This window comes from Amycolatopsis rhizosphaerae (assembly GCF_007713715.1).
Classification (GTDB): Bacteria; Actinomycetota; Actinomycetes; order Mycobacteriales; family Pseudonocardiaceae; genus Amycolatopsis_E; species Amycolatopsis_E rhizosphaerae.
In genome coordinates, this window is record NZ_VJWX01000044.1 from 1 (window position 1) to 26088 (window position 26088).

A 26088-nucleotide genomic window follows, 5' to 3' on the forward strand; every position below is an offset into this window, starting at 1 on the left:
CCCGCCGCCCCACCGCAGGTCGGTTCGATTCCGAAGGATCAGGCGAGCTCAGCGGGCGGGCAGATCGAGACCGGGATGAAATCTCCTCGCCAGTTCGAGATCTCCGACCGCGGTCACCGCGTCGTGGGCGAGCGCGGTCAGCAGGGAGCCGCCCGCGGCCAGCGGGGTGATCGACCACCAGTCGCCGCCCGCCGGTTCCGCCGGGTCCTCGCCCCACACCAGCACCTCGGTGGCGAGCACCCGTCGACCGGCCAGGTACGCGATGCTCGCGTCCAGCTTCCCGATGTCGAGGGTCTGGTACAGCAACGGCACCCCGTCCCGCACCACCCGCTGGCTGGTGCGCAACCGTCCGGGCCGTTCTCCCGCGCGCCCGAGCACGAGCACCTCACGAGTGCGCAGCCGCGCGTCCCCCGCCATCACGACGTCGAGTTCGGCGGTGTGCTCCGCCCGCGCGGTGATCACGGTGGCCTCCGGCAGGTACTCGAAAACACCGCCGCCTTCGATCTCCACCCGGACACCCGAGCGGCTGCCTCCCCCGCGGGGTCCCGGCAGTGCCAAGCTCGCCGCCACCCCCGAAAGCCGCAGCCGCGCACCGGGACCGACCGACACGGTCAGCGTCAGCTCGTCGCCCCCCAGCGGGGCACTGGCCGAGTTGACCAGGTGCACCACGGCCCCGGCACCGGGCCGGCCGCGCTGGGGGAGCAGCGTCAGCGGCGACTGCGACCTCAGCTCCCGCAGCACGGTCCGCCCGTCCCGGAACTCGGCCACCAGCCGCGCGTCGGCCTTCACTTCGCCAGCTGCCCCCGCACCCAGGCGGCCACCGCAGGCGCGTCAGGAGTGTCCACAAGGGACTGCGAGATCACCGGGAGGTCGCCGCGCATCCGATGCGCGTCGGAGACCATGACGGTCATGTCCGCACCGACCAGGTGGGCGATGTCCACCTTGTTGATCACCAGGAGGTCGGCCGTGGTCACCCCCGGCCCGCCCTTGCGCGGCACCTTGTCGCCGCCCGCGACGTCGACCACGAACACCTGGCTGTCCGCAAGGCCCCGGCTGAACACCGCGGTCAGGTTGTCGCCCCCGCTCTCGATGATCACCAGTTCCAGTCCGGGAAAACGCTCTTCCAGCCGTTCCACCGCGTCGAGGTTCGCGGTGATGTCGTCGCGGATGGCGGTGTGCGGGCAGGCCCCGGTCTGCACCGCCTCGATCCGGTCGGCCGCCAGCACCCCGGCCTTGCGCAGGAAGTCGGCGTCCTCGGTGGTGTAGATGTCGTTCGTCACCACGGCCAGGTTCAGCTCGTCACCCAGCGCCCGGCACAACGCGGCGACCAGCGCGGTCTTCCCGCTGCCCACCGGCCCGCCGATACCGATGCGGTAGGCGCGGCCGTGCGTGGGCGCGGCGTCGTGGTGATCCGGCTCCGCGACGGTGGGGTCGAAGTTGACCGGGTGGACGTGACCATGACCGTGACCGTGGCCGTGACCGGTTTCAGCTGGCAAAGAGACGCACCTCTTCCTTGTGATGCCGCCGGTGCGCTTCGGCGAACAGGTCGAGTGCCGGCGCACCGGGCGCGGGCAGTCCGGCCGGATCGGCACCGGCGGTAGCGGCGGCCTCGTCGGCCACCGCTTCGAGTTCGGGGACCAGCCCGGCCACCATCGCGTTGACGGTGAGCGGGTCGAACCCCAGCAGGCGCACGGCCGCACTGGCCGGTCCGCTGACCGACAGGTAGGCCACGGTCAGTGCCGCGGCCCGCGGCAGGGCGCCACCGGCCCCGGCCAGCGCCCCGGCGACGATCGGATGGTGCGGCCGCGGGGTCACCGCGAGCAGCTCGTTCACCGCGGGCCAGGCGATCCGCCCCGCCCTGGCCGTGCCGCGCCCCTGTGCGCGGGATGCCTCCCGCTGCGCCGGCGACGGGGTGCGGGCGTCGAGTTCCGCGTCCAGCCGCCGCCAGTATCCACTGTGGACACCCCGCCGCGCGGCGTGCGCGGCGGCCGCGGCGAAGGCCGCGGCCAGCGCCCCCGCGGTGGCCAGCCGCCCGTACAGGAAGCCGGGCAGATCCCGCTCCGCGGTGATCAGTTTGCGCGCCACCACCTCCTCCAGCCCGCCGGAGTGCACGTGCCCGCCGCCCGGGAACCGGGAGTCGGCCAGCAGCAGCGAAACAGCGTCCATCGGTCGGTCCTTCAGAAGAGGAAGTACCGCTGCGCCATGGGCAGCTCACCCACGGGTCGCGGTTCGACCAGCTCGCCGTCCACGTGCACGGCGAAGCTGTCCGGGTCCACCCGCACGTCGGGCAGCGCGTCGTTGAGCACCATGTCCGCCTTGCCGACCGAACGGGTGTCGGCGATCTCCACCAGCCGCCGCTGCAGGCCGAACCGGTCCGCCAGCCCGGCCCGCACCGCCGCACCGGTCACGAAGTGCAGGCTGCTCGCGGCCGCCACCGACGGCTGCGCGCCGTACATGGGCCGGGCGAGCACGGGCTGCGGGGTCGGGATCGAGGCGTTGGCATCGCCCATCGCCGCCCACGCCGGGAAACCGCCCTTGAGCACCACGTGCGGACGCACCCCGAAGAACTTCGGGTCCCACAGCACCAGATCGGCGAGCTTGCCCACTTCGACCGAACCGATCTCCCCGGCCATGCCGTGGGCGATCGCGGGGTTGATCGTGTACTTGGCCACGTAGCGCCGGGCACGCAGGTTGTCGGCGGCCCCGTCCCCGGGCAGTGCGCCGCGCCGCCGCTTCATCACGTGCGCGGTCTGCCAGGTCCTGATGACCACCTCGCCGATCCGGCCCATCGCCTGCGAGTCGGAGCTGATCATGGAGATCGCGCCGAGGTCGTGCAGCACGTCCTCCGCGGCGATCGTGGTGGGCCGGATGCGGCTTTCCGCGAACGCCAGGTCCTCCGGCACCGACGGGTTGAGGTGGTGGCACACCATCAGCATGTCGAGATGCTCTTCGAGGGTGTTCACCGTGTGCGGCCGCGTCGGGTTGGTCGAGGAGGGCAGCACGTTCGGCAGCCCGACGACCTTGATGATGTCCGGCGCGTGCCCGCCGCCCGCGCCCTCGGTGTGGTAGGCGTTGATCGAGCGCCCGGCGATGGCGTCCACTGTGGACTCGACGAAACCGGCCTCGTTGAGCGTGTCGGTGTGGATCGCCACCTGCGCGCCGTACTCACCCGCCACGGTCAGCGCCGCGTCGATCGCGGCCGGCGTCGACCCCCAGTCCTCGTGCAGTTTCAGCCCGCCCGCGCCGGCCTCCAGCTGCTCCCGGATGGCCTCGTGCCGGACGGTGTTCCCCTTGCCCAGCAACAGGACGTTGACCGGCATCGCGTCCATCGCGCGCAGCATCCGGCCCAGGTTCCACGCACCGGGCGTGACCGTGGTGGCCTTGCTGCCCTCCACCGGTCCGGTCCCGCCGCCCACCAGCGTGGTCAGCCCGGCCGCGAGCGCGGTGTCCACCAGCTGCGGGCAGATGAAGTGCACGTGGCAGTCGATGCCGCCGGCGGTGAGGATCTTCCCGTTGCCCGCCAGCACCTCCGTGGACGGGCCGATCACCAGCGCCGGATCCACCCCGTCCATCGTGTCCGGGTTCCCGGCCTTGCCGATCCCGGCGATCCGGCCGTCCCGGATCCCGACGTCGGCCTTGACCACCCCCCAGTGGTCCAGGATCACCGCACCGGTGATGACCAGGTCGGGAGCGCCCTCGGCGCGGGTGGCCATGCCCTGGCCCATCGACTCGCGGATCACCTTGCCCCCGCCGAAGATCACCTCGTCCCCGGCGGCCGGGCCGCGGCTGCGGTCCTCGGTGACCTCGATGACCAGATCCGTGTCGGCGAGCCGGATGCGGTCCCCGGTCGTCGGGCCGAAGAGCTCGACATAACGCTCACGATCGATGCTGCTCACGCTTCACCTTCCCGGCGCAGTCCCGGAACCACCTGGTTACCCGCCAGCGGCACCAGTTCGACCTCACGCTCCACACCGGGTTCGAAGCGCACGGAGGTGCCCGCCGGGATGTCGAGCCGCCGCCCGCGCGCGGCCTCCCGGTCGAACTCCAGCGCGGGGTTCGCCTGCGCGAAGTGGTAGTGGGAGCCGACCTGCACGGGCCGGTCGCCGGTGTTGCCCACCCGGATCCGGATACGCGGCCGCCCGGGGTTCAGCTCGACCGGCTCCGCCGCCGGAATGATCTCTCCTGGCACCATGGCAGGCCTCCCGCTAGACGATCGGGGCGTGGACCGTGACGAGCTTGGTGCCGTCCGGGAAGGTCGCCTCGACCTGCACCGAATCGACCATTTCCGGCACCCCGTCGAGCACCTGGTCGCGTGACAGCACGCTGCGCCCGCCCGCGACGAGATCGGTGACGGCGAGGCCGTCGCGGGCGCCCTCCAGCACGTAGTCGGTGATCAGGGCCACCGCCTCCGGGTAGTTCAGCTTCACGCCTCGCTCGAGCCTGCGGCGGGCCACGTCCGCGGCGACGTGGATCAGGAGTTTGTCCCGTTCCTGGGGGCTCAGGTGCATGGGGCAGGTCTATCACCGGTGTGACACCCGCACCCAGGTGAGAAACACAGGATTTACACGATGAGGCGGCTGTTCACTGAATCGTTCTCGTAATCGTGACCGAAACCACCACTTCTTTCGATTGCTCCTCGCTCGTTCGAGGGGCATCGTGTGGTTCGTCCGTGCGACGAGGCGCGCTCGCGCGTGTCCCTCGCACCCGGGACGTACAGAGGGCACCCGTCGGGGAACGCGCATCGAAAGGTCTCACCGTGACTACCTCAGCGCCTGTTGCAGACACCAAGGCCGCCTCCGAACCGGACGACGGCTTCAAACCGGGTCTGGAAGGCGTGGTGGCCTTCCGCACCGAGATCGCCGAGCCCGATCGCGACGGCGGTGCGCTGCGGTACCGCGGCGTCGACATCGAGGACCTGGCGGGCAAGGTCAGCTTCGGTGACGTGTGGGGCCTGCTGGTCGACGGCCGGTTCGGCCACGGACTGCCGCCCGCCGAACCCTTCCCGCTGCCCGTGCACACCGGTGACGTACGGGTGGACGTCCAAGCCGCGCTCGCGATGGTCGCGCCGATCTGGGGCTACCAGCCCCTGCTGGACATCAGTGACGCCGAAGCGCGCGAAAACCTCGCCCGCGCCTCGGTGATGGCCCTGTCGTACGTGGCGCAGTCCGCGCGGGGCATCGGCAGGCCCGCCGTCCCCCAGTCCCGGGTGGACGAGGCGAAGACGATCACCGAGCGGTTCATGGTCCGCTGGCGCGGCGAGCCGGACCCGGCCCACGTCAAGGCCGTGGACGCGTACTGGGTGTCGGCCGCCGAACACGGCCTCAACGCCTCCACCTTCACCGCCAGGGTCATCGCCTCCACCGGGGCCGATGTGGCGGCGGCGCTGTCCGGGGCGATCGGCGCCATGTCCGGCCCGCTGCACGGCGGGGCGCCCGCCCGCGTGCTGCCGATGATCGAAGCGGTCGAGCGCACCGGCGACGCCCGCAAGGTGGTCAAGGACATCCTCGACCGCAAGGAGCGGCTGATGGGCTTCGGTCACCGCGTGTACCGCGCGGAGGACCCGCGGGCCCGCGTGCTGCGCCGCACCTGCCGGGAACTGGGCGCCGCCCGCTACGAGGTGGCCGCCGAACTGGAGCAGGCCGCGCTGGCCGAGCTCCGCGAGCGCCGCCCGGACCGTCCGATCGAGACGAACGTCGAATTCTGGGCCGCGGTGATCCTGGACTTCGCCCAGGTGCCGCCGCACATGATGCCCGCGATGTTCACCTCGGCCCGTACCGCGGGCTGGGCCGCGCACATCCTGGAGCAGAAGCGCACCGGCCGTCTCGTCCGGCCGTCCGCGACCTACGTCGGCCCCGCCTCGCGCCGGCCCGAAGAGGTCGAGGGCTGGGACGCCATCGCCTGACCCCACAAAGTCCAGTTCGGGCGTGCCGTGAAGGGTCCCTTCACGGCACGCCGCGCCGTCGCCCCGCGAGGGGCAGGCGGGCAGAATGTCCGGCATGCTGCCCAGCACCGAGTTCGCCCTGCTGCGCCGTCTCGCCACCGAGCAGGCGGCCGCCCGCGTCCCCTCGATCGTCGCCGCCGTCGTCCGCAACGGTGAGCCGGCCTGGTCCGGTACACGGGGGCTGGTCGACGGTGAAACACCCGGCAACGACACCCAGTACCGGCTCGGCTCGATCACGAAGTCGATGGTGGCGGCACTGGTCATGCGGCTGCGCGACGAGGGCAGGCTCGACCTCAACGACCCGCTCGACAAGCATCTGCCCGGCACCGGTTTCGGCTCGTCCACGATCGCGCAACTGCTGTCTCACACCGGCGGTCTCACCTCCGAATCCCCCGGTTCCTGGTGGGAGCGCAGCCCCGGCGGCGACTGGAAGGCGCTGCAGGCGAGCCTCGCGACGAACGCGGTGAAGAACCGGCCCGGCAGCCGTTTCCACTACTCCAACGTCGGCTACGGCGTGCTCGGCGAGGTCGTCGCCCGCTACCGCGGCACCGACTGGCTGTCCGCGCTGCGCGCCGAAGTCCTCGAACCACTCGGCATGACCCGCACCACCGGCCACCCCCAGGGCAGGCACGCGCGCGGCTGGGCGGTGCATCCCTTCGCCGACGTGCTGCTCCCCGAACCGAGCCACGACGCCGGGGCGATGGCGCCCGCGGGCCAGTTGTGGTCCACGGTCGACGACCTGGCGCGCTGGACCGCCTTCGTCGGCGGCCACACCGGCGACGTCCTCCACCCGGACACCGTGGCGGAGATGCGGGCCGTCGCCACCGTCGACGACGCCAACACCTGGACCGCCGGCTACGGCCTCGGCTTCCAACTGGTCCGGCACCAGGGTCGCAGGCTGGCGGGCCACACCGGTTCGATGCCCGGTTTCCTCGCCTGCACCATCGTCGACACCGGCAGCGGCACCGGCGCACTCGCCATGGCCAACACCACCTCCGGTCCGGCGATCCTCACCCTGGCCATCGACCTGATCACCATCGCCGACGAGCACGAGCCGAACCTTCCGGCGGAATGGAAGCCGGTGGAGACCGATCCGGGCCTGCTGGCGCTGACCGGCCTGTGGCACTGGGGACCGACCCCGTTCCTGCTCAGGCTCATCCCCGGCGGGATGTTCGAGCTGACCCCGGTCAGCGGGGCGGGCCGCGCCTCCCGGTTCCGTCCGGTGGACCGCGACGAGTGGCTCGGCCTCGACGGCTACTACGCGGGCGAGACGCTGCGCGTCGGGCGTGACGCCGAGGGCGTCCCGTCCCACCTGGACCTCGCGACCTTCATCTTCACCCGCATCCCGTACGACCCGGCCGCCCCGATCCCCGGCGGGGTCGACAAGGCGGGCTGGCGGGCGTGACAGACTGGACCCATGACCGCTGAGCTGACCATTCCCGCTGAACTCAAGCCTTCTGACGGCCGCTTCGGCTGCGGGCCCTCGAAGGTCCGCGCGGAGCAGCTCGCCAGCCTGTCCTCCGAAGGCGCCCACTACCTGGGCACCTCGCACCGCCAGAAGCCGGTGAAGTCCCTGGTCGGCAGGGTGCGCGCGGGCCTGACCGAACTGTTCTCGCTGCCCGAGGGCTACGAGGTCGTGCTGGGCAACGGCGGCACCACCGCGTTCTGGGACGCGGCCGCGTTCGGCCTGGTGCGGGAACGGTCACAGCATTTCACCTACGGTGAGTTCTCCTCGAAGTTCGCTTCGGTGACCAAGGGCGCCCCGTTCCTCGCCGACCCGATCGTGGTCTCCTCGGAGCCGGGCAGCGCCCCCGAGATCGCCTACGAAACGGGCGCCGACCTCGTCGGCTGGGCCCACAACGAGACCTCGACCGGGGTCGCGGTGCCGGTGCGGCGGCCCGCGGGCAGCGAGGGCGCCCTCGTCGCGATCGACGCCACCTCCGGGGCCGGTGGCCTGCCGGTCAAGGCCGAGGACTTCGACGTGTACTACTTCGCGCCGCAGAAGTGCTTCGCCTCCGACGGCGGCCTGTGGCTCGCCCTGATGTCGCCCGCCGCCGTGGAGCGGGTCACCGAGATCGGCTCCGGCGACCGCTGGATCCCCGAGTTCCTGTCGCTGACCACCGCGCTGGACAACTCCCGCAAGGACCAGACGTACAACACCCCCGCGGTGGCGACCCTGTTCCTGCTGGCCAACCAGATCGAGTGGATGCTGGGCAACGGCGGGCTCGAGTGGACGGTCTCCCGCACGAAGGACTCTTCGGACCGGCTCTACGAGTGGGCCGAGGAGACCAGCTACACGGTGCCGTTCGTCAAGGACCCGGCGTTGCGCTCGCAGGTCGTGGGCACGATCGACTTCGTGGACGAGGTGGACGCCTCGGCGGTGGCCAAGGTCCTGCGCGCGAACGGGATCGTGGACGTGGAGCCGTACCGGAAGCTGGGCCGCAACCAGCTGCGCGTCGGCATGTTCCCCGCCATCGAACCCAGCGACGTCACCGCCCTGACCAGCTGCATCGAGTACGTCGTCGAGCACCTGGCCGACTGACGTCCGGCGAACCCGAAGGCCACCGTCGCGCCATGGCCGCGGCGGTGGCCTTCGTGCGTCCGGAAAACCTCACACAATTGGGTCCGCTGGTATCGGCGCGCCTCTCCCGTCAAGGCGACGCGCCGCCTTACCGTGAGAACCGACGAAGATGATGTCTGGAGGAGGCCGCTGATGCGAGCGCTGAGGGTTGTCGGGATACACGAGGACGGTAAGTCCATCGTGTGCGAAGACCCTGAGCGCGGCGAGCGGTTCCTCCTCCCCGCCGATGAGAGACTGCGAGCGGCCGCGAGGGGCGATCTGACGCGGCTCGGCCAGATCGAGATCGAGGCGGAGAAGACGATGCGACCACGAGAGATCCAGGCCCGGATCCGCGCCGGGGAGTCCGTCCAGCAGGTGGCGGCGAGTGCGGGTGTGCCCGAACAGCGGGTCGAGCGTTTCGCCTACCCGGTCCTGCTCGAACGTTCCCGCACGGCGGAGCTGGCGCAGCAGGCGCACCCGGTCCGCGACGACGGCCCGGATGTGCGCACGCTCGGCGAGGTCGTCGCCTACGCCTTCGGCGTGCGCGGGCAGGACTACGGCAAGGCCGAGTGGGACTCGTGGAAGGGCGAGGACGGCCGATGGGTCGTCGCGCTGCGCTGGCAGGCAGGCCGCTCCGACATGAGCGCGCACTGGTCCTTCGCGCCGGGTGCCCACGGGGGCACGGTGACCGCCCTCGACGAGCAGGCCGAGGAGCTGCTGGACCCGAACCGCGCCCCGCGGACACTGCGCGCCGTGACCGAGGCGGGCGAGGACACCGTGGCGGACGGTGGCATCACCGAGCCCGACGATGGTGTTCAGGCCGAGGCGACGCTGGGGCAGGTGTCGCCGTCCATCCCGGACCAGGCCGTGCCGCCCGCCTCCGGCGTGCCCAGCCCGGCGAGGCCGAGAGCGAAGAAACCGCACCCGGCCGTCCCGGCCTGGGAGGACGTCCTTCTCGGCGTCCGCTCCCACCGCGGCTGACCTGCCCGGGGTGCGCACCCCGGGCAGGTCACAGGGCGACGGGGACGATGCCGAACCAGGCGAGCACGCAGCCGGCGGCCGCCCCGAGGGCGATCCACCGGACGATCGGCACCCGCCGCGCGAGCCACAGCGAGGGCGTGAGCCCGGCGGTGACCACCGCCGAGGCCAGCAGCACCACCCAGCCCGCGGTCTCCGCGGCCAGCGCGACGGCGAGCGAGAGCATCGCGATGACCGCCACCACGGCGATGAACGCGGAGACCACCAGCCCGGTGGCCCACGGCGTGGGTTCGGTCCCGACGTGGGTGGCGCCGAACAACTGCCGCATCAGCGACGGGGCGGCGCGCTGCGCCGGCGGCTGTGGCGGGATGACGCTGACCTCGTCGGTCACCGGGTCGACGTAGTGCACCGGGGTGCCCATCACGGTGGCCACCCTGGCGGCGAGTTGCTGGCCGCGCCGCGTCACGACCCCGGCCGCCTCGCCGGGGTCGCCGTTCTCGGCGGCCCGCCGCACCGCGGCGCCGACCCTGGCCCACTCGTGCAGGGCATCGGAAAGTTCCGGCCCCAGGGCGAGGCTGTGCGGATCGATCTCGCGTGTGTAGGCATCGCCGTGCCCCTTGAGCACCGCCCGCTCTCCGCGAATCCGCAGCTCCAACGCTTCCTCCACCTCCCGCGCTCGCGAACGTCCGTAATCTACCGGCCCGACACCTCGTAGAAGGCTATTGCGGCGGCTGTCGCCACATTGAGCGAATCGACGCCTTCGGTCATCGGGATGCGCACCGCGACGTCCGCGGCCGCGATGGCCTCCTGGGTCAGCCCCGGTCCCTCGGAACCGAGCAGCAGCGCCACCTTCCCCGGCCCAATTTCACGCAGGGTGATCGAATCGGCCCGCGGAGTCAGTGCCGCGATCCGGAAACCGTGCCGCCGCACCAGTTGCAGGCCTTCCGGCCAGTCCGGCAGCGCGGCGAACGGGACGCGCAGGACGTTGCCCATGGAGACCCGCACGCTGCGCCGGTACAACGGATCGGCGCAGCCGGGCCCCAGCAACACGCCGTCGACGCCGAGCGCCGCGGCGTTGCGGAACAGCGCGCCGAGGTTTTCGTGGTCACCGACGCCTTCCAGGACCGCGACGACCCGGGAACGGGCCAGTATCCCCGCCGCGTCGGGCTGCGGGGCGCGGTCGGCGACGGCCAGCACCCCGCGGTTGAGGTGGAAGCCGACGACCCTCGCCATCACGTCGGCGGAGGTGACGTACGCGGGCACGTCGATCCCCGTGAGGTCCCCGGCGAGCTCCTCGACCCGGCGGGCCACGCCTAAAACCGCCCGAACCGGGTAATCCGAGGCGAGCAAGCGGCGGACGACGACCGTGCCCTCGGCGATCACCAGTCCGCGACCGCCGGGACGGTCGGGGCGGCGGTCGGCGGTGGACAGCTCGCGGAAGTCGTCGAGCCGGGGGTCGGCCACGTCTTCGGTGGAGATCAGTTGCGCCACAGGGATGAGTGTGGCCTCGGGGCCGCTGCTCCGAACGAGCCGGGTCCCGCTAGGGCGAACGGCGCAGCTTCGCACCGGTGCCCGCGAGGATCGCCGACTGTACCAATTTGGCCGATACCGACGGCGGACATGCTGTGTCACGGTGGTCCGCCAGGCATAGTGGTCGATGAGCCCGCGATGCCCGCGATACCAGGAGAAGCAGGGAGCAGATGGGCCAGGATCTCTCGGCGGACGGCTTCAATCCCCGCGACCGGGCGCGGTACCGACGCAAGGTGCAACGGTGCCTCGACACGCTGGGAATGATGCTGTCGGAGGGCGGCTTCTCCTTTCCCCGAAGACATATCGGGCTGGAAGTGGAGCTGAATCTGGTCGACGCCGCGATGCGCCCGTCGATGACCAACGCCGAGGTGCTGGAGGCGCTGGACAACCCGTCCTTCACCAACGAACTGTCCCAGCACAACATCGAAATCAACGTGCCGCCGCGGCCGCTGGCCGGTGACTCGATGCTCGCCCTCGAACACGATCTGCGGGAATACATCGAAAAGGCGGAGGAGAAGGCGGGCGCATCCGGCGCCCGGCCCGCCATGATCGGCATCCTGCCGACCCTGACCCCGGACCACTTCGACCAGAAGTGGATCACCAACAACACCCGCTACACCATGCTCAACGACCAGATCTTCGCGGCGCGCGGCGAGGAGATGACGCTGTCCATGGACGGCGCCGCGCTGACCGGCTGTCCGCCGGAACGGCTGCGCACCTCGGCGGAGTCGATCCTGCCGGAGGCGGCGTGCACCTCGGTGCAACTGCACCTGCAGGTCGCGCCCGAGGAGTTCGCCGCGCACTGGAACGCGGCGCAGTGCCTGGCCGGGGTGCAGGTGGCGGTGGGCGCGAATTCGCCGTTCCTGCTCGGCAAGGCCCTGTGGCACGAAACGCGCATTCCACTGTTCCTGCAGGCGACCGACACCCGCCCCGAGGAACTGAAGAACCAGGGCGTGCGCCCGAGGGTGTGGTTCGGCGAGCGGTGGATCACGTCGATCTTCGACCTGTTCGAGGAAAACGTCCGCTACTTCCCCGGCCTGCTCCCGGAGACCGACGGTGAGGACCCGCTGGAGGCACTGGCGGCGGGGCGGGCCCCGAAGCTCACCGAACTGCGGCTGCACAACGGCACGGTGTGGCGCTGGAACCGCCCGGTGTACGACGTGATGGACGGCAGACCGCACCTGCGGGTGGAAAACCGGGTGCTGCCCGCCGGGCCGACCGTGGTGGACATGATGGCCAACGCGGCGTTCTTCTTCGGCGCACAGCGCGCGCTCGCCGAGGCAGAGCGTCCAGTATGGACACGGATGTCCTTCCAGTCCGCGGAGGAGAACCTCTACGCGGGCGCCCGCAACGGTTTCGACGCGCAGTTGTACTGGCCCGGTCTCGGCTGGCTGCACCCCGACGAGCTGATGCTGCGGGTGCTGCTCCCGCTCGCCTACGACGGTCTGCGCCGGGCACGCGTTTCGGAGTCGGCGATCAACCGGTTCCTCGGCGTGATCGAGCAGCGGTGTCTCACCCGCCGCAACGGCGCGTGGTGGCAGCGGGAGACGGTGGCGCGCGCGCAGCGGGCCGGCACGGACCGCGACACCGCGCTGTCGGCGATGCTCTCCCGCTATCTCGAACTGGCCCGGACCGAGGAACCCGTGCACACCTGGCCGCTGGAGGATTGATCACGCCACGTGGCCGGCACCCCGCACACCTTCCGCCACCCGCACCGCCACGCAAACTTCCCGGCAGGCTTTTTTCGTGATCACCCTTACACTTGACCTCCAGCAAGCTGGAGCTTGCAGGCTGTCCGTTGGCGGCATCCCGGATCGCGGACGGCCCGCTCCCCGGTTAGCCACTGGATACGGTAGCTACTAGTTTGGTAGCGCAGGGATTTTGCGGCAGAACAAGAAGGAGGGCTGATGGCCCGGTACGAGCTTCCCGACCTTGACTACGACTATGGTGCGCTGGCTCCGCACATCTCGGGTGAGATCAACGAGCTGCACCACAGCAAGCACCACGCGGCCTACGTGAAGGGCGCGAACGACACCCTGGACAAGCTCGCCGAGGCGCGCGAGAAGGGCGACTTCGGTTCGATCGTCGGCCTGGAGACCACGCTGGCGTTCAACCTGGCCGGTCACGCGAACCACGTCGTGTGGTGGAAGATCCTGTCGCCGGAAGGCGGCGACAAGCCGACCGGCGAGCTGGCCGCCGCGATCGACGAGGCGTTCGGTTCGTTCGACAAGTTCCAGGCCCAGTTCACCGCGGTCGCCACCACGATCCAGGGCAACGGCTGGGCGGCGCTGTCCTGGGACCCGATCGGCAAGACGCTGATCACCCAGCAGCTGCGCGACCACCACAACAACCTGATCCTGCCGACCGTGCCGGTCCTGCTGGTCGACGTGTGGGAGCACGCCTTCTACCTCGACTACAAGAACGTCAAGGCGGACTACGTCAAGGCGCTGTGGAACATCTACAACTGGGGCGAGATCAGCAAGCGGTTCGACAACGCCGTTTCCGGCGGCAACGGCCTGCTGGTCTGAAACCGGTTCGAGCCTGACCCCCGGGGTCCTTCCCGTTGCGGAAGGACCCCGTTTTTTATCGGCTTGACCTCCACCACGGTGGAGGTGCGACGGTAGGCCCATGCCAAGCCGTTCCCACCCCCGTCCTGGCGCTCCGTTCGATGTGGACGCCTACCTCGCGCGCATCGGCGCCGCACGTCCCGCCGCCCCTTCCGCCGCCGCCTTGCGCGAGTTGCACGAGCGCCACCTGCTGTCGGTGCCGTTCGAAAACCTCAGCGTGCACCTGCCCGAGCGAATCGATCTGGACTCCGGCGCACTGTTCGACAAGATCGTGCGCAGGCATCGCGGAGGGTTCTGCTATGAGCTGAACGGGGCCTTCGCCGCATTGCTGCGGGCACTGGGATTCGAGGTCTCGCTGCTCTCGGGCAGGGTGTACGGCGAGGGCGGCAGCCTCGGCGCGCCGTTCGACCATCTCGCCCTGCGGGTGGACCTGGACGAGCCGTGGCTGGTGGACGTGGGGTTCGGCCGGTTCAGCCGCCACCCGCTGCGCTGGAACGCCTGCGAGTCCCAGTCCGATCCGGACGGTGAGTTCCTGCTGCTGGACGCCCCGGACGGCGACATCGACGTGCACCACGACGGGAAGCCCGCGTACCGGCTGGAGCGCCGCCCGCGTGAACTCGCGGATTTCGCCCCGACCTGCTGGTGGCAGGCGACCTCACCGGACTCGCATTTCACGCGGGGACTGACCTGCTCGCGGGCGACCGAGCAGGGTCGCGTCACCCTCGCCGGGGACCGGCTGATCGAGACGGTGGACGGCGAGCGGATCGAGCGGATGCTGGACGGTGCGGAGATCGTGCCTGCCTATCGCACCCTGTTCGGGATCGAACTGCACGAAGCCCCGTCGCCGGGATCCTTCCCGGCGACGGGGCAACGTTCGTTCCCGAACTGACTGCCGCTCCCACCACGAAGCGGATATCGATAAGGTTAGCCTAACCTGAATCGCTGTGGCAAGGGGATCGTCGTTCCGTCCGGTCCGCCACCCGATAGGTTGCAGTCCGTGAAGACGTCGACCGTGCTCGTGATCGTGGTGGGAGTGCTGCTGTCCTTCGCTTCGGTGGCGACCGCGACGGGCTACCTGTGGTCACGCGACGTCCGCGACCGGCCCGCCGCCGCGCCAACGCTGCCCGCGATCTGGCCGTCCAAGGGCGGCCAGGCCCTGCGCGCGGTACCGATTCCCAGCGGGGAAATGCTCACGGCACTGCCACCGGACACCGGGCCGCACGTGCTCTGCCAGGCCCTCAGCCAGCAGCGCTGGGATGCGCTGCTGGGGTCCAAAACGCTGCGCGAGGTCCGCGACGGCGCCTGTCACGCGATCACCGCCACCCACGAGGTGACCCTGAGGCTGGCCGCCGCGCCCGCCGCACTGGAGGATCCGCACACCGTCGATGTCGCCGGTCTCACCGGCGAGGCCGAGTCCCTGGCGCCGGAGGTCAACGCCCGGCTCGACGTGCGGCTGACCTCGGCGGCCCCCACGCCGCAGATCAACCCCTTCCTCCTGGTCGAGGTCGGCCGGACGAGCCCCACCGCACCGGCGGTCACCCAGGCACCGGACGAACTGGCCGGCTCCCTCGCCACCGAGGTCGTGCGTGCCACGATGGCCCCGGGGCCCAGCCTGCCCACCCAGAACGCGGCGCAGACGATCGCCTTCCGCAAGCAGGCCCCGGTGCCGGAGCACGGCATCGCCGACTCGCCGTGGCCGGTGATCTCCTGGCAGTTGTGCACCGCCCTGCTCGGAGAACTCGGCGGGACGGCCAAGCCCCGGTTCGACGGGCGGTGCACCGTGCGCGGGGTCGAGGCCGTCTACACCGACGACGTCTCGCCCCGCGTCTATCCGGACACGCTGGCCGGCAGGCCGGCGATGATCACCGACAAGCTGGTCGCGGTCAAGCTCACCGACGACTCCGCCCAGGAGGTCGGCTTCAGCGGCGGCAGTGACGGCAAGGCGCTCAGAGCGCTCGCCGAGTCGGTACTGCCGTCCTTGCTCGCGCGCTGACCCGGCGGGGCGCCGCGCGACGTTCGACGGGGAGCTCGACGACGGGTTCGGACCGGGAGAACAACACGCGCAGACCGGCCAGCCGACGCCCCGGGAAGGTCACCCCGCCTCGGCGGGCGAGCACGGCGGCGCAGGCCACCGCAATGATCACGGAGATCACGCCGCCGATGGAAAAGGGCGAGCGGCCGCCGAAGGTGGTCGCCATCCAGCCCACCATGGGCCCGGCGATCGGGCTGCCCCCGATGAGGACCAGCACGTACAGCCCCATCACGCGGCCCCGCATCTCGGCGCTGACCGCGGTCTGGACCAGCGCGTTGGCCGTGTTGAGGAACGTGATCGTGGCGAAGCCCAGCGGGATCAGCGCGATCCCGAAGACCAGGTAGGTGGGCATGAACGCGGCCAGCGTCTCCAGCACGCCGAGGCTGCCCGCCGCGATCAGCAGCAGCCGGACGTTCGGCTTGCGCTTCGCCCCACGCCGGGCGGCCATCAGCGAACCGGTGAACGTCCCGACAGCGAGCAAAGTGGACAGCAGGCCGTACCCGTCGGCCGCGGTGCCGAAGACGTTGCGCGCCACGATCGCCAGCGACGTGAAGAAGGTGATCCCGAAGGTGCTGACGAAGAACACCAGCACCATCACCGCGACCAGGTCCGAGCGGCCCCGCACGTAGGCAAGACCCTCCCGCAACTGCCCCTTCGCGCGCGGCACCGTTCGGCCGCGCACCAGCCGGTCCGGCTTCATCAGCAGCAGACCGGCGATGACGGCCAGCGTGCTGATCGCGTTGACCAGGAACATCCAGCCGGTACCGGCCGCGGTGATGCCGAACCCGGCGATCGCGGGCCCGACGATCCTGGCCATGTTGAACACCGCGGAGTTGAGCGCGACCGCGTTGGGAATCTGGTCGCGTCCCACCATTTCCGCGACGAACGACTGGCGCACCGGCACATCCAGCGCGCTGAACACACCGAGCACGACACACAGCAGGTAGACCTGCCAGAGGGTGACCACCCCGGCGGTGTCCAGCAGCCCGAGCACCAGCGCCTGCAGCGCGATCCCGCTCTGGATGAACAGGCTCAGCCGCCGCTTGTCGACCCGGTCGGCCAGCACGCCCGCCCACAGGGACAGCAGTACGGTCGGGGCGAACTGCAGGGCCACCGCGATGCCGAGCGCGACGGGATTGTTGCCGGACAGCTCGAAAACCAGCCAGTCCTGCGCGATGCGCTGCATCCAGGTGCCGATGTTGGAGATGACCTGGCCGGAGAAGAACAGCCGGTAGTTGCGTACCCGCAACGAGGCGAACATGCCGGACTTGCGCGGGATCCGGCCGGGTGGGGCCTGTCCCCGGGTAGCTGTCGTCGTAGTGGTGATCTTCTGGACTTGGCTACCCGTTCTCGGCCGCACCGTTATTCGTTCCCCGCCATCCTGTCGATGATCTCGGCGGCGCGAGCGAGTGTTTCCCGCTCGTCACCGCTCAGTTCCGCCAATTTGCGGTCCAACCAGGCCTCCCGTGCGGAGACGGTCTCGTCGATGAACTTCAGCCCGCTCTCGGTGAGCGTGACGATCGACTGCCTGCCGTCGGTGGGGTGAGGGCCACGGCGCACGTAACCCATCTCCTCCAGCGCGGCGATCACCCTGGTCATCGACGGCGGCTGCACGCCTTCCTTGGCCGCAAGCCTGCCCGGTGTGAGCGGCCCGCATTTGTGCAGCGTGGACAGTGCCGCGATCTGCGTGAGCGAGACGTTCTGGTCGGTCCGCTGTGCCCGGAGTCTGCGGTTGAGCCGCACCACGGCCAGCCTCAGCCGGCCCGCCAGGGCACGCTCCCGCATATCGGACACATACTTAGCATACCTCACGATCCCGGAAGAGTTTTGCCGTACGAACAAACAGGGCCGTGAGGGGGTCCCTCACGGCCCTGATTTGCCACGGGAACTACCGCAGGGCGGCCTGAATCGGGCCGACGGCGAAGTAGGCGACGAACGCGAGGGCGATGATCCACATCAGCGGGTGGACCTTGCGGGCCCTGCCGGTGACCGCCTGGATGACGACGTAGCTGATGAAACCGGCCCCGATGCCGTTGGCGATCGAGTAGGTGAACGGCATCACCACGATGGTCAGGAAGGCGGGCAGCGCCACCGAGAAGTCGGTGAAGTCGATCTCCTTGACCTGCCGGATCATCAGCGCGCCGACCACCACGAGCGCCGGTGCGGCCGCCTCCACCGGCACCGACGCGTACAGCGGTGTGAAAAACATCGCGGCGATGAACAACACACCCGTGACGATGTTGGCCAGACCGGTCCGCGCGCCCTCCGCGATACCGGAGGCGGATTCGATGAACACGGTGTTGGAGCTGGCCGAACCGAAACCACCCGCGGCGCCCGCGAGGCCCTCCACGAACAGCGCGCGGCCGACTCGCGGCAACTGGCCGTCCTTGCCGAGCTGGCCCGCCTCCTGGGCCAGGCCGGTCATCGTGCCCATCGCGTCGAAGAAGTCGGCCAGTACCAGGGTGAACACCAGCAGGACCACGGTGATGACCGGCAGCCGCGTCCACGCCCCGAACGACACGTCGCCGACCAGCGACAGATCCGGCAGGCCGACCACCTTGGACGGCAGGGCCGGGTAGCCCAGGTTCCAGCCCTTCGGGTTCGTGCCCATGGACGGGCCCGCGTGCACGATCGACTCGACGACGATCGCCACCACGGTGGTGCCGAGCACGCCCAGCAGAATGCCGCCGCGCACTCGCTTGGCCACCAGGATCCCGGTCAGCAGCAGGCCCACCACGAACACCGCGGTCGGCCACGAGGCGATGGAGCCGCTGATGCCCAGCCCCACCGGCACCGTGGTGTTCGCCGCGTCGGGCAGCCGCCGCACGAACCCGGCGTCGACCAGGCCGATGAAGGAGATGAACAGGCCGATGCCGACGGCGATCGCGGACTTGAGCGCCGCGGGCACCGCGTTGAACACGGCGGTGCGGAAGCCGGTGAGCACCAGCAGCACGATGATCAGACCCTCGACCACCACCAGGCCCATCGCCTCGGGCCAGGTGACCTGGGGGGCGATGGTGACCGCGAGCAGGCTGTTGATGCCCAGCCCGGTCGCGATGGCGAACGGGTACTGGGCGATCAGCCCCATCATGATGGTCAGCACCCCGGCGACCAGCGCGGTGACCGCCGCCACCTGGTTCGCGGGCAGGATGCCGCCGAGGACGTCCTTGTGGGCCGAGGCGTCGCCGGCGGAGAAGCTGCCGATGATCAGCGGGTTGAGCACGATGATGTAGGCCATCGTGACGAAGGTGACAAGTCCGCCGCGGATTTCGCGGCCGGTGGTCGACCCCCTTTCGCTGATCTTGAATAAACGGTCGAATCCCGACCGCGTGTCCTGCGCGACCATGCCTCCGCCTTCGTGGTGCTCGATGGTGACCCGCCGGTAGCCTTCCTGACGTGACCGATCCGAGCAAGGGCGGGGACGGCAAGGTCTCCTTGCGTCCCGTACCGGAGTTGCCCGCCCGCCTGACCGCGCTGTTCCCGATCGTCGTGGTCGGGTGTTTCGCGTGGCTGGCCGGGGTCGTCGCGTTCGCGATCCACGACCTCGGATTCGGTCACTCGCCGAGTGTGTGGCTGTGGACCTGCGTCGCCGGCGTCGTGCTCAGCCTCATCGGCATGGGCATTATGACCTGGCAGCGAGCCGCGGCCCGGCGCGGCTCCCGCTCCGCGCAGACCGGAATCTAGCCAGGTCAGGTCGCATTACCAGTCGGTAGTCCGACAGCCACGTTGCGCTGTGGACACCACGGGCACCGCGGTCAGGTGTAGAGGGTCAGCGGGTCCGGGTCGTCCAGCAGCGTCTCGATGAGGTGGCGGTCCGCCCAGTGGCCGGACGCCCAGGCGAAGGCCCTCGCCAGCGCGGCCGGGGTGTCCTCCGCGTGATGTTCCCCGTGAAACGAGCCACTTTCGACCCACCACGGCGCGTCGTGCTTGACACCGTCGATCTCGACGATCAACTCCTCGTGCACCACGACCCCACCCTCGGGCAGCGGGATGTCCAGCAGCTCCGCGGCCAGACAGATCGCGGTCAACTCTGCCCACGGTACGTACTCACCCTCCGGCAGCCGCGCCGAGACGAGCTCGCTGAGCAGCGGCACATCCAGCAGCTCCGCGAGGTACTCCGCCCCCTCCGGGACCGCGACGAGCCGTCCCGTCGGCCATACCGCGGCGAGCCAGGGCCGGTCGAGCACGGCCGCATGCTCGGCGTCGACCACCGTGCCGTCGAGCGCCCGCACACGCTCCGGCGCGTCGAGCTCCGCCCAGTCCAGATCCGCCTTGGCAAGCTCGGTGTGGGCGCGCGCGACCAGGCCCGGAGCCACCACCCGCGCCGGATCGCCCAGCCGGTCCAGGAGATCGGCGGCGTCTTCCAGGTCGTCGACGACGAGTTCCGCGCGCACCCCGGCCGCGGCCAGCACGTCCGCCCGGATCCCGACGTCCGGCACCGGGTCGTACAGCCCGGCGAGCGCGTCCGCCTCCGGAAGCCGCCACCAGTCCGGTGCGTGCCCGGCGAGCAGCGCGTTGCGCGCGAGCCAGTGCCCGGTCGGGCCCGTGGTGAGCTCCTGCCAGGTGTCCCGCTCCGCGGCCAGCAGCCGCAGCGCCTCCGGCCACGCGTCGTCGGCGACGAGGTCGAGATCGCGGACGCCCTCGGCGGTCACGGTGAAGGAGTCCTGGACGCCGACGGCGGTGAGCACCCTGGACGGCCAGCGCTGCGCGAACTCCTCGTCCAGCACCGAAAGCGGACCCTCTTCGCCAAGCGCTTCGGGATCGAACACCCTCAGCAGCGGCGAGGTCGGCAGCACCAGTTCGCCGGCCCGGCGCCAGCCCTCCTCCGAGGGCAGGGCCAACGCCCCGAGGCCTTCCCCACCGGTCTCGGAAACCAGGCGCAGCACCGCTTCCACGAGCGGCCGTATGTCCAAACCGGACAGTGCGTCCTCGGCACTGCGCTCGACCGCGTCCCGCAGCGCGGGCGTTTCGAGCAGCTCCGCGGGCCCGGCCTCCCGCGCGCCCAGCCGCTCCAGCAAGGGATGCGCCGCTTCGGGGTGCACCAGCCGAAGCCCGACCACGTCGGCGCCGGCCAACAGGTCCAGCAGTTCCGCGGAGGCGCCGAACAGGAGCGTGCCACGCGGCCCGGGCAGGGTGCGGCCGTCCGCGAGCGGCACCGGCAGCGCCCCCAGGTCCTCCTCGCTCACCCAGTGGGCCTCCACCAGCGACAGCAGCACGTCGTAGAGCGAGCGCCACCAGCCAGGAGGGTGCTCGGCCCCGGTGAGCAGTTCGACGAGTTCCGGGATCTCCAGCCGCTCCGCCCCGACCGCGGCGAGCACCCGGACCGCCTCCGGCCCGGACACCGAAACGAGCCTCGGCACCACCTCGCCGAGCATGGCGGCCAGCTCGGGCGACTCGACGTCGAGCACGCGCGCCCGCCGTGGCGCGATCTCGCCCGCCTTCGCGGTCAGCCACGGCTGGGCCGCGAGCTCGGCGAGCACCGCTTCCCGCAGCTTGGCGTCCACTTCGGACAGTGGGAAACCGGCCCTGGGCACCAGAAGAAGCCGCTGTCCGGGCTCGAACCGGCGGACGAGATCGGGGTAGGCGCGGGCCGGTGCGGTGAAATCGGCGCCGGGCAGGACCCGCCGCCGCGAGGGCTCCAGCGCCACCGAAGCGATCAGGCGCGCGGGCAGCGACAACCGTTCGTCGGTCGGGGTCGGCGCGTGCAGCACGTCGCTCTCCAGCGGGACCGGCCCGGAGTCCACGGGCACCGCCCACAACCCGCCGGGCGCGCCCTGCACCAGCCAGCGGCGGACCGTGCCGTCCGGCGCGGAGATCACCACCTGTTCGTCCTCGGCCGACCGTTCCCAGACCGAGTCGCCCACCTCGACGCGGGCCAGCCAGGGCAGGGCGAGCAGCAGGTCCTCGACCTCGGTGGTGAGCCTTGCGAACAGTGCGGTGGGATCGACGTCCTCCCGCAACGGCAGCCGGACCTCGGTGTCGAACCCCTCCGGCACCGCCTCCTCGACCGGCCACGGCAGTCGCAGCACCGGCACCCCGCCGTCCCGTCCCGGCTCGTGTCCCACCGCCTCCCGGGTCCGCGCTTCCGAGAAGGCGACCCCACCGGTGCGCGACACCACGCGCGGTTCGCTGGTGACGGCGAGGACGGCGGCGAAGCCCACCCCGAACTGCCCCACGGTGTCCTGGGTGCCACTCTTGGCCGAAGCGCGCAGCGAAGCCAGGGAGGCCACCCCCACGGCGTCCAGCGGTGCCCCGGTGTTGGCGACCCTCAGCTCGCCTCCGGCGAGCTCGACGCGGAGCCTGCCCGGCACGCCCGCGGCCAGCGCGGCGTCCGCCGCGTTCTGCGCCAGCTCCACCAGCAGGCGATCCCGGTAGGCACCCACCCTCAGATCGCGTTCGGCGTTGGTGTCTTCGGTGAACCGGGTCGGCGAATCGGCCCACGCGCGCAGTACCGACGCGCGCAGGGCCTCCGTGCCGAACGGATCCCGCTCGGGTGTGCTCACTCGGCGGAGCCGTCTCCGTCGGCCACCTCGTCCTGCGCGGTGGCCTCCACCGTCTCGCCGGCCTCGGCCGCTTCCCCGTCGGACGCCTCCCCGTCAGGCGTCTCCGCGGCGGACGGCTCGTTGTCCAGCGGCTCGGTGTCGAGCAGGGAATCGTCGTAGACCAGCTCGGCCACCGGCACCGAGGAGGTCAGCTCGACCTCGATCTCGGAATGCGCCCCGCAGCCGTACTCGACGTTCACCACCCGGCCGTCGGCCGGGGAGATCTCGTTGCCGCACACGCCGAAGGCCGCGCGCAGCGATCCCGCCAGCGGCAGGTAGAAGCCGCAGGTCCCGCACGCCTCCGGCGCGCTGCGCGCCATGTCGGAGCGCGGGCCGAACTCGCCGTTGCGCCAGCGGGTCGCCGCCTCGGTCCGCCCGAGCCGGGACAGCACGTGCACGCGGCCCAGCCCGGCCTCGTGGGCGACCTCTTCGACCGCCGGATCGTCGGACTGCAGGTACGCGGGCACCAGCCGCGGATCCTCGGCGTCGGTGGGGAAGATGTCGCCCACCCCGAGGTCGCCGGGGCGCACCCGGTGCTCCCAGGGCACCCACTTCGGCGCGGTCAGCGCGTCCGGCCCCGGCATCAGGACGACTTCGCTCACCGTGACCGGGGCGTCCGGGCCTGCCGCGGCCACCGTGACCGACCAGTGCCAGCCCTGGTAACCGGGAACGGCCGCTTCGAACAGGTGACTGGCGGATACCGCGTCCTCACGGTGGACGCCCGCGTGGGCGCCGACCTGCTCAGCCCCGGCCTCTTCGACCGCGGCCTCGCGGGCGAGCTCGACGGCGTCGGCGAGGGCCCGCTGGACGGAACCGTCATCGAGGGTGAGCAGCAGGGTCATGAGTTCATTGTGACGCGACGAGCGAAGGAAAGGTGAGTCGGGGCTGGTCGCCGGGTGCCACCCGGCCGAGTGGACCGCTGGGCGGGAGGTACGGGTCCGTGTCAGGGTGAGCCGATGCGCACACTCGCCACGATTTCACTCGCTCTGGGGCTGGCGCTGACCGGCTGCGCGGCAGGGTCCTCACAGGCCGCCTCCCGCGTCCCGCAGTTGAAGGTCGACGTGCTCGGCACCCTCCCGCACGACACCTCCGCGTTCACCGAAGGGCTCGAATTCTCCGGAGGCCTTCTCTACGAGAGCACCGGCCTGGAGGGTCACTCCGAGGTCAGGGCGGCTTTGGCGGGGCAGCCGCCGTCGGTGCGGGCGGCGATACCGGCCCCCCTGTTCGGCGAGGGCATCACCGTCACCGGCGGGGTGCTGTGGCAACTGACCTGGCGCGACGGCGTCGCCATCGCCCGTGACCCGCGCACACTGGCCGAACAGCGGCGCGTCACCTACCAGGGCGAGGGCTGGGGCCTGTGCCACCAGGACAGCGGCCGCCTGGTGATGAGCAACGGCTCGGACCGGCTGACCTTCCGCGACCCGGTCACCTTCGCCCCGCTCGGAGAGGTCACCGTGCACTCGGGCGGCGAGACGTACGACCAGCTCAACGAGCTGGAATGCGTCGGCGGCACCGTTTATGCCAACGTCTGGCAGACCGGCCGCATCCTGCGCATCGACGCCGCCACCGGCGAGGTGACCGGCATCATCGACGCCTCCGGCCTGCTCACCCCCGAGCAGCAGGCCCACGCCGACGTGCTCAACGGGATCGCCGCCGTGCCCGGCACGGACGAGTTCCTCGTCACCGGGAAGCTGTGGCCGACGATGTTCCGGGTGAAATTCGTCGGCACCAGCTGATCAGGCGGCATGGCGTCGCCCGGTTGGGGCAAGATTGGTCCGTGGGTCGCAAACGGAAGTGGACGCCGGAACCGGGAGCCGGTCAGCCCTGGCGACCCAGCACGCCCAGCCCCTTCTACGCCGAGCCCCCGGGGCGCCCGGCGGAAGAGCCGCCGACGCGTGCCTTCCGCTCGCCGCCACCCGCGCGCGGGGCGCGGCCCTACCCACCGCGCCCGCCGGAACGCCTGAACCCGCCCCCGCCGCGTCGCACCGAACCGCTCTACGAGCACTACGACACCGACGGCTACCCGCCTGGCGTGCAGCCACCCCGGGACGAGGAAACGCACCACAGCCGCTTGGAGGCTCCCTCCGGCGTCCCCCGGCTGCCGAAGAAGATCACGGTGACCAGGGTCGCCGCACTGCGGAGCCGTGAACTCGGCGGCAAGGCGGTCGGCGTGTTCCAGCGCGCCACCAGGGCCGACGGGGCCGACAAGTCCGGGCTCGCCGCACTGACCTACGCGGTGATGCTCAACTACGCCAGCGACGCGACCATGGCCGTGGCGCTGGCCAACACCCTGTTCTTCGCCGCCACCAGCGGCGAGAGCCGCGGCCGGGTCGCGCTGTACCTGCTCATCACCATCGCCCCGTTCGCGCTGGTGGCCCCGGTGATCGGCCCGGCACTGGACCGGATCCAGCGGGGCAGGCGGCTGGCCATGTGCCTGTCGTCGCTCGGCCAGGGCCTGATGGCCGTGCTCATGGCGCTGCACTTCGACGACTGGGGCCTGTACCCGGCCGCACTGGGCATGATGGTGCTGTCCAAGTCGTACACCGTGCTCAAGTCCGCGGTCGCCCCCCGCGTGGTGCCGCCCGAGATCACCCTGTCCAAGACCAACGCGCGGCTCACCGTCTTCGGCCTGGCCGCGGGCGGGGTGTTCGGCGGGATCGCCAGCGGGGTCAACGCGCTGACCGGCCCGGCGGGCGCACTGTGGTTCACCGCACTGGTCTGCGTGGCCGCGGCCGTGCAGTCGATGCGCATCCCGTCGTGGGTGGAGGTCACCGAGGGCGAGGTGCCCACCTCGCTCAACGCCCGCCCCGGCCCGAAGAAGCGGCAGCCGCTCAGTCCGGACGTGGTGCTCTCGTTGTGGGGCAACGCCGCCATCCGCGTGCTCACCGGGTTTCTGATGATGTTCGCGGCCTTCGCGGTCAAGGCGCACGCCGAAAGCACCGGCCAGACCCCGTTCACCCAGTTGCTGCTGCTCGGCGTGATCGGCGCCGCCGCCGGGATCGGCGGGTTCGCGGGCAACGCGCTCGGCTCGCGGCTGCACTTCGGCCACCCGGGGCAGGTCGTGATCGGCTCCCTCGCCGCGGCGCTCGGCTCGACCGTGCTCGCCACCGTCCTCGCCGGGATCGCCACCGCGGCCGTGGTCGGCCTGGTCGGCGCCACGGCCAGCGCGCTGGCCAAGATCAGCCTCGACGCGGTGATCCAGACCGACCTGCCCGAACAGTCGCGCGCCTCGGCGTTCGGCCGCTCCGAAACGGTGCTGCAACTGGCCTGGTGCCTCGGCGGCGCGATCGGGCTGTTGCTCCCGCCGATCTACTGGGTCGGCTTCCTGGTGGTGTCGCTGCTACTGGCTCTCGGCCTGACCCAGACGGTGCTGCTGCGGCGCGGCGGCTCGCTCGTGTCGTGGGCCACGAGGAGAAGGGCCGAACAGCCGGTCCGCACGACCGGCTCGTAATGTTCCCCCCATGCGGCACAGTCGGGTGAGTCAACAGGACGTGGTGCGGGGGAATCGGGGCGCGGTGGTGCACGGCCGCCGGCGGCGCACGGGAAAGCTGACGGCGCTGGCCGCCGGTGCCCTCGTGGTGACCGGTTGCGCCACCTCCGTGGGCCCGCCCGAAGTCACCTTCTACGGCGACGGCCACACGGTGAACGCGAAACCGGTGCTCCACTGTGACGTACTGGTGCGCGACTGCGACAAGTACCCCGATGCCGCGGTCACGCTGAAGGTCCGCCCCGGGGCCCCGGTGCAGATTTCGGTGCCCGCCGCGATCCGGGACACCCCGTGGCTGGTCAACGTCCAGTACGCCGACGCCAAGGGCAACCTCAACGTCAAGCAGCAGTACTTCTCGCCGGGGACCCGGCTTTCCTACACCGCCACCCCGGACGGCCCACAGGGCCAGTTGGTCGTGGTGGAGGTGCAGCAACTGGGCGCGGCCTACGCC

General features: G+C 71.1%; 25 protein-coding genes. 12 read left to right on the forward strand and 13 right to left on the reverse strand.

What is annotated here, in order from left to right; all coding sequences use genetic code 11:
- Positions 1-48 precede the first annotated feature (48 nt).
- Genes FNH05_RS07235 through FNH05_RS07260 form a run of 6 tightly spaced genes read right to left on the reverse strand, consistent with a single transcriptional unit; the run spans position 49 to position 4508 of the window.
- Entirely contained in the window at positions 49-789 is a 741-nt protein-coding gene (locus FNH05_RS07235; RefSeq protein ID WP_144586548.1) for an urease accessory protein UreD, read from the reverse strand.
- On the reverse strand, positions 786-1496 hold the full coding sequence (ureG, locus tag FNH05_RS07240; RefSeq protein WP_144586549.1) for an urease accessory protein UreG: 711 nt from the start codon (positions 1494-1496) through the stop codon (positions 786-788). Before ureG ends, FNH05_RS07235 begins: the two co-directional genes overlap by 4 nt.
- Positions 1486-2166: an urease accessory protein UreF gene (locus tag FNH05_RS07245; RefSeq protein ID WP_144586550.1), complete on the reverse strand. Its 681-nt coding sequence runs from the start codon at positions 2164-2166 to the stop codon at positions 1486-1488. The genes ureG and FNH05_RS07245 overlap by 11 nt, the downstream gene beginning before the upstream one ends.
- A gap of 11 nt (positions 2167-2177) precedes the next feature.
- Positions 2178-3896, reverse strand: a complete 1719-nt coding sequence (locus tag FNH05_RS07250; protein ID WP_144586551.1) for an urease subunit alpha — start codon at positions 3894-3896, stop codon at positions 2178-2180.
- Entirely contained in the window at positions 3893-4192 is a 300-nt protein-coding gene (locus tag FNH05_RS07255; RefSeq protein WP_144586552.1) for an urease subunit beta, read from the reverse strand. Before FNH05_RS07255 ends, FNH05_RS07250 begins: the two co-directional genes overlap by 4 nt.
- Before the next feature lie 13 nt (positions 4193-4205).
- Complete coding sequence (locus FNH05_RS07260; RefSeq protein ID WP_144586553.1) at positions 4206-4508, reverse strand: urease subunit gamma; 303 nt, start codon at positions 4506-4508, stop codon at positions 4206-4208.
- Between the two features lie 248 nt (positions 4509-4756).
- On the opposite strand from FNH05_RS07260, the gene FNH05_RS07265 reads away from it, so the two are divergent.
- From FNH05_RS07265 to sepH, 4 genes are all read left to right on the forward strand, one after another.
- Entirely contained in the window at positions 4757-5902 is a 1146-nt protein-coding gene (locus FNH05_RS07265) for a citrate synthase 2 (RefSeq protein ID WP_144586554.1), read from the forward strand.
- A 94-nt stretch (positions 5903-5996) separates the two neighbouring features.
- Positions 5997-7346: a serine hydrolase domain-containing protein gene (locus FNH05_RS07270; protein WP_144586555.1), complete on the forward strand. Its 1350-nt coding sequence runs from the start codon at positions 5997-5999 to the stop codon at positions 7344-7346.
- Between the two features lie 12 nt (positions 7347-7358).
- Positions 7359-8483, forward strand: a complete 1125-nt coding sequence (gene serC, locus FNH05_RS07275) for a phosphoserine transaminase (RefSeq protein WP_144586556.1) — start codon at positions 7359-7361, stop codon at positions 8481-8483.
- A 171-nt stretch (positions 8484-8654) separates the two neighbouring features.
- A complete protein-coding gene (gene sepH / locus FNH05_RS07280) occupies positions 8655-9482 on the forward strand; it encodes a septation protein SepH (protein WP_144586557.1) in 828 nt (275 codons plus the stop codon).
- 28 nt (positions 9483-9510) lie between these two features.
- Here sepH and FNH05_RS07285 read toward each other — a convergent pair whose 3' ends face one another.
- Together FNH05_RS07285 and FNH05_RS07290 are read right to left on the reverse strand one after the other, a co-directional pair.
- On the reverse strand, positions 9511-10134 hold the full coding sequence (locus tag FNH05_RS07285; protein ID WP_144586558.1) for a DUF2537 domain-containing protein: 624 nt from the start codon (positions 10132-10134) through the stop codon (positions 9511-9513).
- Positions 10135-10172: 38 nt separating this feature from the next.
- The gene (locus FNH05_RS07290) at positions 10173-10970 is read right to left on the reverse strand and encodes a TrmH family RNA methyltransferase (protein WP_144586559.1); all 798 of its coding nucleotides are present in this window, start codon (positions 10968-10970) and stop codon (positions 10173-10175) included.
- A 209-nt stretch (positions 10971-11179) separates the two neighbouring features.
- Here FNH05_RS07290 and FNH05_RS07295 point away from each other — a divergent pair, with 209 nt between their 5' ends.
- The 4 genes from FNH05_RS07295 to FNH05_RS07310 all read left to right on the forward strand — a co-directional run bounded on the left by FNH05_RS07295 (position 11180) and on the right by FNH05_RS07310 (position 15569).
- Positions 11180-12679, forward strand: a complete 1500-nt coding sequence (locus FNH05_RS07295) for a glutamate-cysteine ligase family protein (protein ID WP_144586560.1) — start codon at positions 11180-11182, stop codon at positions 12677-12679.
- Between the two features lie 237 nt (positions 12680-12916).
- Positions 12917-13537 carry a superoxide dismutase gene (locus tag FNH05_RS07300; protein WP_144586561.1) on the forward strand — a complete coding sequence of 207 codons (621 nt, stop codon included), beginning with the start codon at positions 12917-12919 and terminating at the stop codon, positions 13535-13537.
- A 100-nt stretch (positions 13538-13637) separates the two neighbouring features.
- Positions 13638-14465, forward strand: coding sequence for an arylamine N-acetyltransferase family protein (locus FNH05_RS07305; RefSeq protein ID WP_144586562.1), 828 nt, complete (start codon positions 13638-13640; stop codon positions 14463-14465).
- Between the two features lie 108 nt (positions 14466-14573).
- A complete protein-coding gene (locus tag FNH05_RS07310) occupies positions 14574-15569 on the forward strand; it encodes a hypothetical protein (RefSeq protein ID WP_144586563.1) in 996 nt (331 codons plus the stop codon).
- Here FNH05_RS07310 and FNH05_RS07315 read toward each other — a convergent pair.
- The 3 genes from FNH05_RS07315 to FNH05_RS07325 form a co-directional block, all read right to left on the reverse strand.
- Entirely contained in the window at positions 15523-16869 is a 1347-nt protein-coding gene (locus tag FNH05_RS07315) for an MFS transporter (protein ID WP_144586570.1), read from the reverse strand. The genes FNH05_RS07310 and FNH05_RS07315 overlap by 47 nt on opposite strands.
- A 101-nt stretch (positions 16870-16970) precedes the next feature.
- Positions 16971-17393: a MarR family winged helix-turn-helix transcriptional regulator gene (locus FNH05_RS07320; protein ID WP_144586569.1), complete on the reverse strand. Its 423-nt coding sequence runs from the start codon at positions 17391-17393 to the stop codon at positions 16971-16973.
- A 103-nt stretch (positions 17394-17496) separates the two neighbouring features.
- Positions 17497-18954 (reverse strand): NCS2 family permease, encoded by a 1458-nt coding sequence (locus FNH05_RS07325; protein ID WP_144586564.1) that lies wholly within the window; start codon positions 18952-18954, stop codon positions 17497-17499.
- A gap of 50 nt (positions 18955-19004) precedes the next feature.
- Between FNH05_RS07325 and FNH05_RS07330 the strand changes: the two genes are divergently transcribed.
- The gene (locus FNH05_RS07330) at positions 19005-19292 is read left to right on the forward strand and encodes a DUF2530 domain-containing protein (protein WP_246127589.1); all 288 of its coding nucleotides are present in this window, start codon (positions 19005-19007) and stop codon (positions 19290-19292) included.
- Between the two features lie 71 nt (positions 19293-19363).
- Here FNH05_RS07330 and FNH05_RS07335 read toward each other — a convergent pair whose 3' ends face one another.
- Together FNH05_RS07335 and FNH05_RS07340 are read right to left on the reverse strand one after the other, a co-directional pair.
- A complete protein-coding gene (locus tag FNH05_RS07335; RefSeq protein ID WP_144586565.1) occupies positions 19364-22111 on the reverse strand; it encodes a sacsin N-terminal ATP-binding-like domain-containing protein in 2748 nt (915 codons plus the stop codon).
- Positions 22108-22992 (reverse strand): DUF3027 domain-containing protein, encoded by an 885-nt coding sequence (locus FNH05_RS07340; RefSeq protein ID WP_144586566.1) that lies wholly within the window; start codon positions 22990-22992, stop codon positions 22108-22110. The genes FNH05_RS07335 and FNH05_RS07340 overlap by 4 nt, the downstream gene beginning before the upstream one ends.
- 114 nt (positions 22993-23106) lie before the next feature.
- Here FNH05_RS07340 and FNH05_RS07345 point away from each other — a divergent pair, with 114 nt between their 5' ends.
- The 3 genes from FNH05_RS07345 to FNH05_RS07355 form a co-directional block, all read left to right on the forward strand.
- Positions 23107-23886: a glutaminyl-peptide cyclotransferase gene (locus tag FNH05_RS07345; protein ID WP_144586567.1), complete on the forward strand. Its 780-nt coding sequence runs from the start codon at positions 23107-23109 to the stop codon at positions 23884-23886.
- 41 nt (positions 23887-23927) lie between these two features.
- A complete protein-coding gene (locus FNH05_RS07350) occupies positions 23928-25601 on the forward strand; it encodes an MFS transporter (RefSeq protein WP_144586568.1) in 1674 nt (557 codons plus the stop codon).
- A 10-nt stretch (positions 25602-25611) separates the two neighbouring features.
- A partial coding sequence (locus tag FNH05_RS07355; protein WP_246127590.1) for a DUF2771 family protein occupies positions 25612-26088 on the forward strand: 477 nt, incomplete at its 3' end.

What these genes read in the sequence shown, in the direction of transcription:
- FNH05_RS07245 (WP_144586550.1), bottom strand. Translation starts at nt 2,166, where the DNA reads ATGGACGCTGTTTCGCTGCTGCTGGCCGACTCCCGGTTCCCGGGCGGC.
- FNH05_RS07260 (WP_144586553.1), bottom strand. Translation starts at nt 4,508, where the DNA reads ATGCACCTGAGCCCCCAGGAACGGGACAAACTCCTGATCCACGTCGCC.
- FNH05_RS07270 (WP_144586555.1), top strand. Translation starts at nt 5,997, where the DNA reads ATGCTGCCCAGCACCGAGTTCGCCCTGCTGCGCCGTCTCGCCACCGAG.
- FNH05_RS07345 (WP_144586567.1), top strand. Translation starts at nt 23,107, where the DNA reads ATGCGCACACTCGCCACGATTTCACTCGCTCTGGGGCTGGCGCTGACC.
- serC (WP_144586556.1), top strand. Translation starts at nt 7,359, where the DNA reads ATGACCGCTGAGCTGACCATTCCCGCTGAACTCAAGCCTTCTGACGGC.
- FNH05_RS07325 (WP_144586564.1), bottom strand. Translation starts at nt 18,954, where the DNA reads ATGGTCGCGCAGGACACGCGGTCGGGATTCGACCGTTTATTCAAGATC.
- FNH05_RS07305 (WP_144586562.1), top strand. Translation starts at nt 13,638, where the DNA reads ATGCCAAGCCGTTCCCACCCCCGTCCTGGCGCTCCGTTCGATGTGGAC.
- FNH05_RS07295 (WP_144586560.1), top strand. Translation starts at nt 11,180, where the DNA reads ATGGGCCAGGATCTCTCGGCGGACGGCTTCAATCCCCGCGACCGGGCG.
- FNH05_RS07255 (WP_144586552.1), bottom strand. Translation starts at nt 4,192, where the DNA reads ATGGTGCCAGGAGAGATCATTCCGGCGGCGGAGCCGGTCGAGCTGAAC.
- FNH05_RS07300 (WP_144586561.1), top strand. Translation starts at nt 12,917, where the DNA reads ATGGCCCGGTACGAGCTTCCCGACCTTGACTACGACTATGGTGCGCTG.
- FNH05_RS07320 (WP_144586569.1), bottom strand. Translation starts at nt 17,393, where the DNA reads ATGCGGGAGCGTGCCCTGGCGGGCCGGCTGAGGCTGGCCGTGGTGCGG.
- sepH (WP_144586557.1), top strand. Translation starts at nt 8,655, where the DNA reads ATGCGAGCGCTGAGGGTTGTCGGGATACACGAGGACGGTAAGTCCATC.
- FNH05_RS07315 (WP_144586570.1), bottom strand. Translation starts at nt 16,869, where the DNA reads ATGTTCGCCTCGTTGCGGGTACGCAACTACCGGCTGTTCTTCTCCGGC.
- FNH05_RS07340 (WP_144586566.1), bottom strand. Translation starts at nt 22,992, where the DNA reads ATGACCCTGCTGCTCACCCTCGATGACGGTTCCGTCCAGCGGGCCCTC.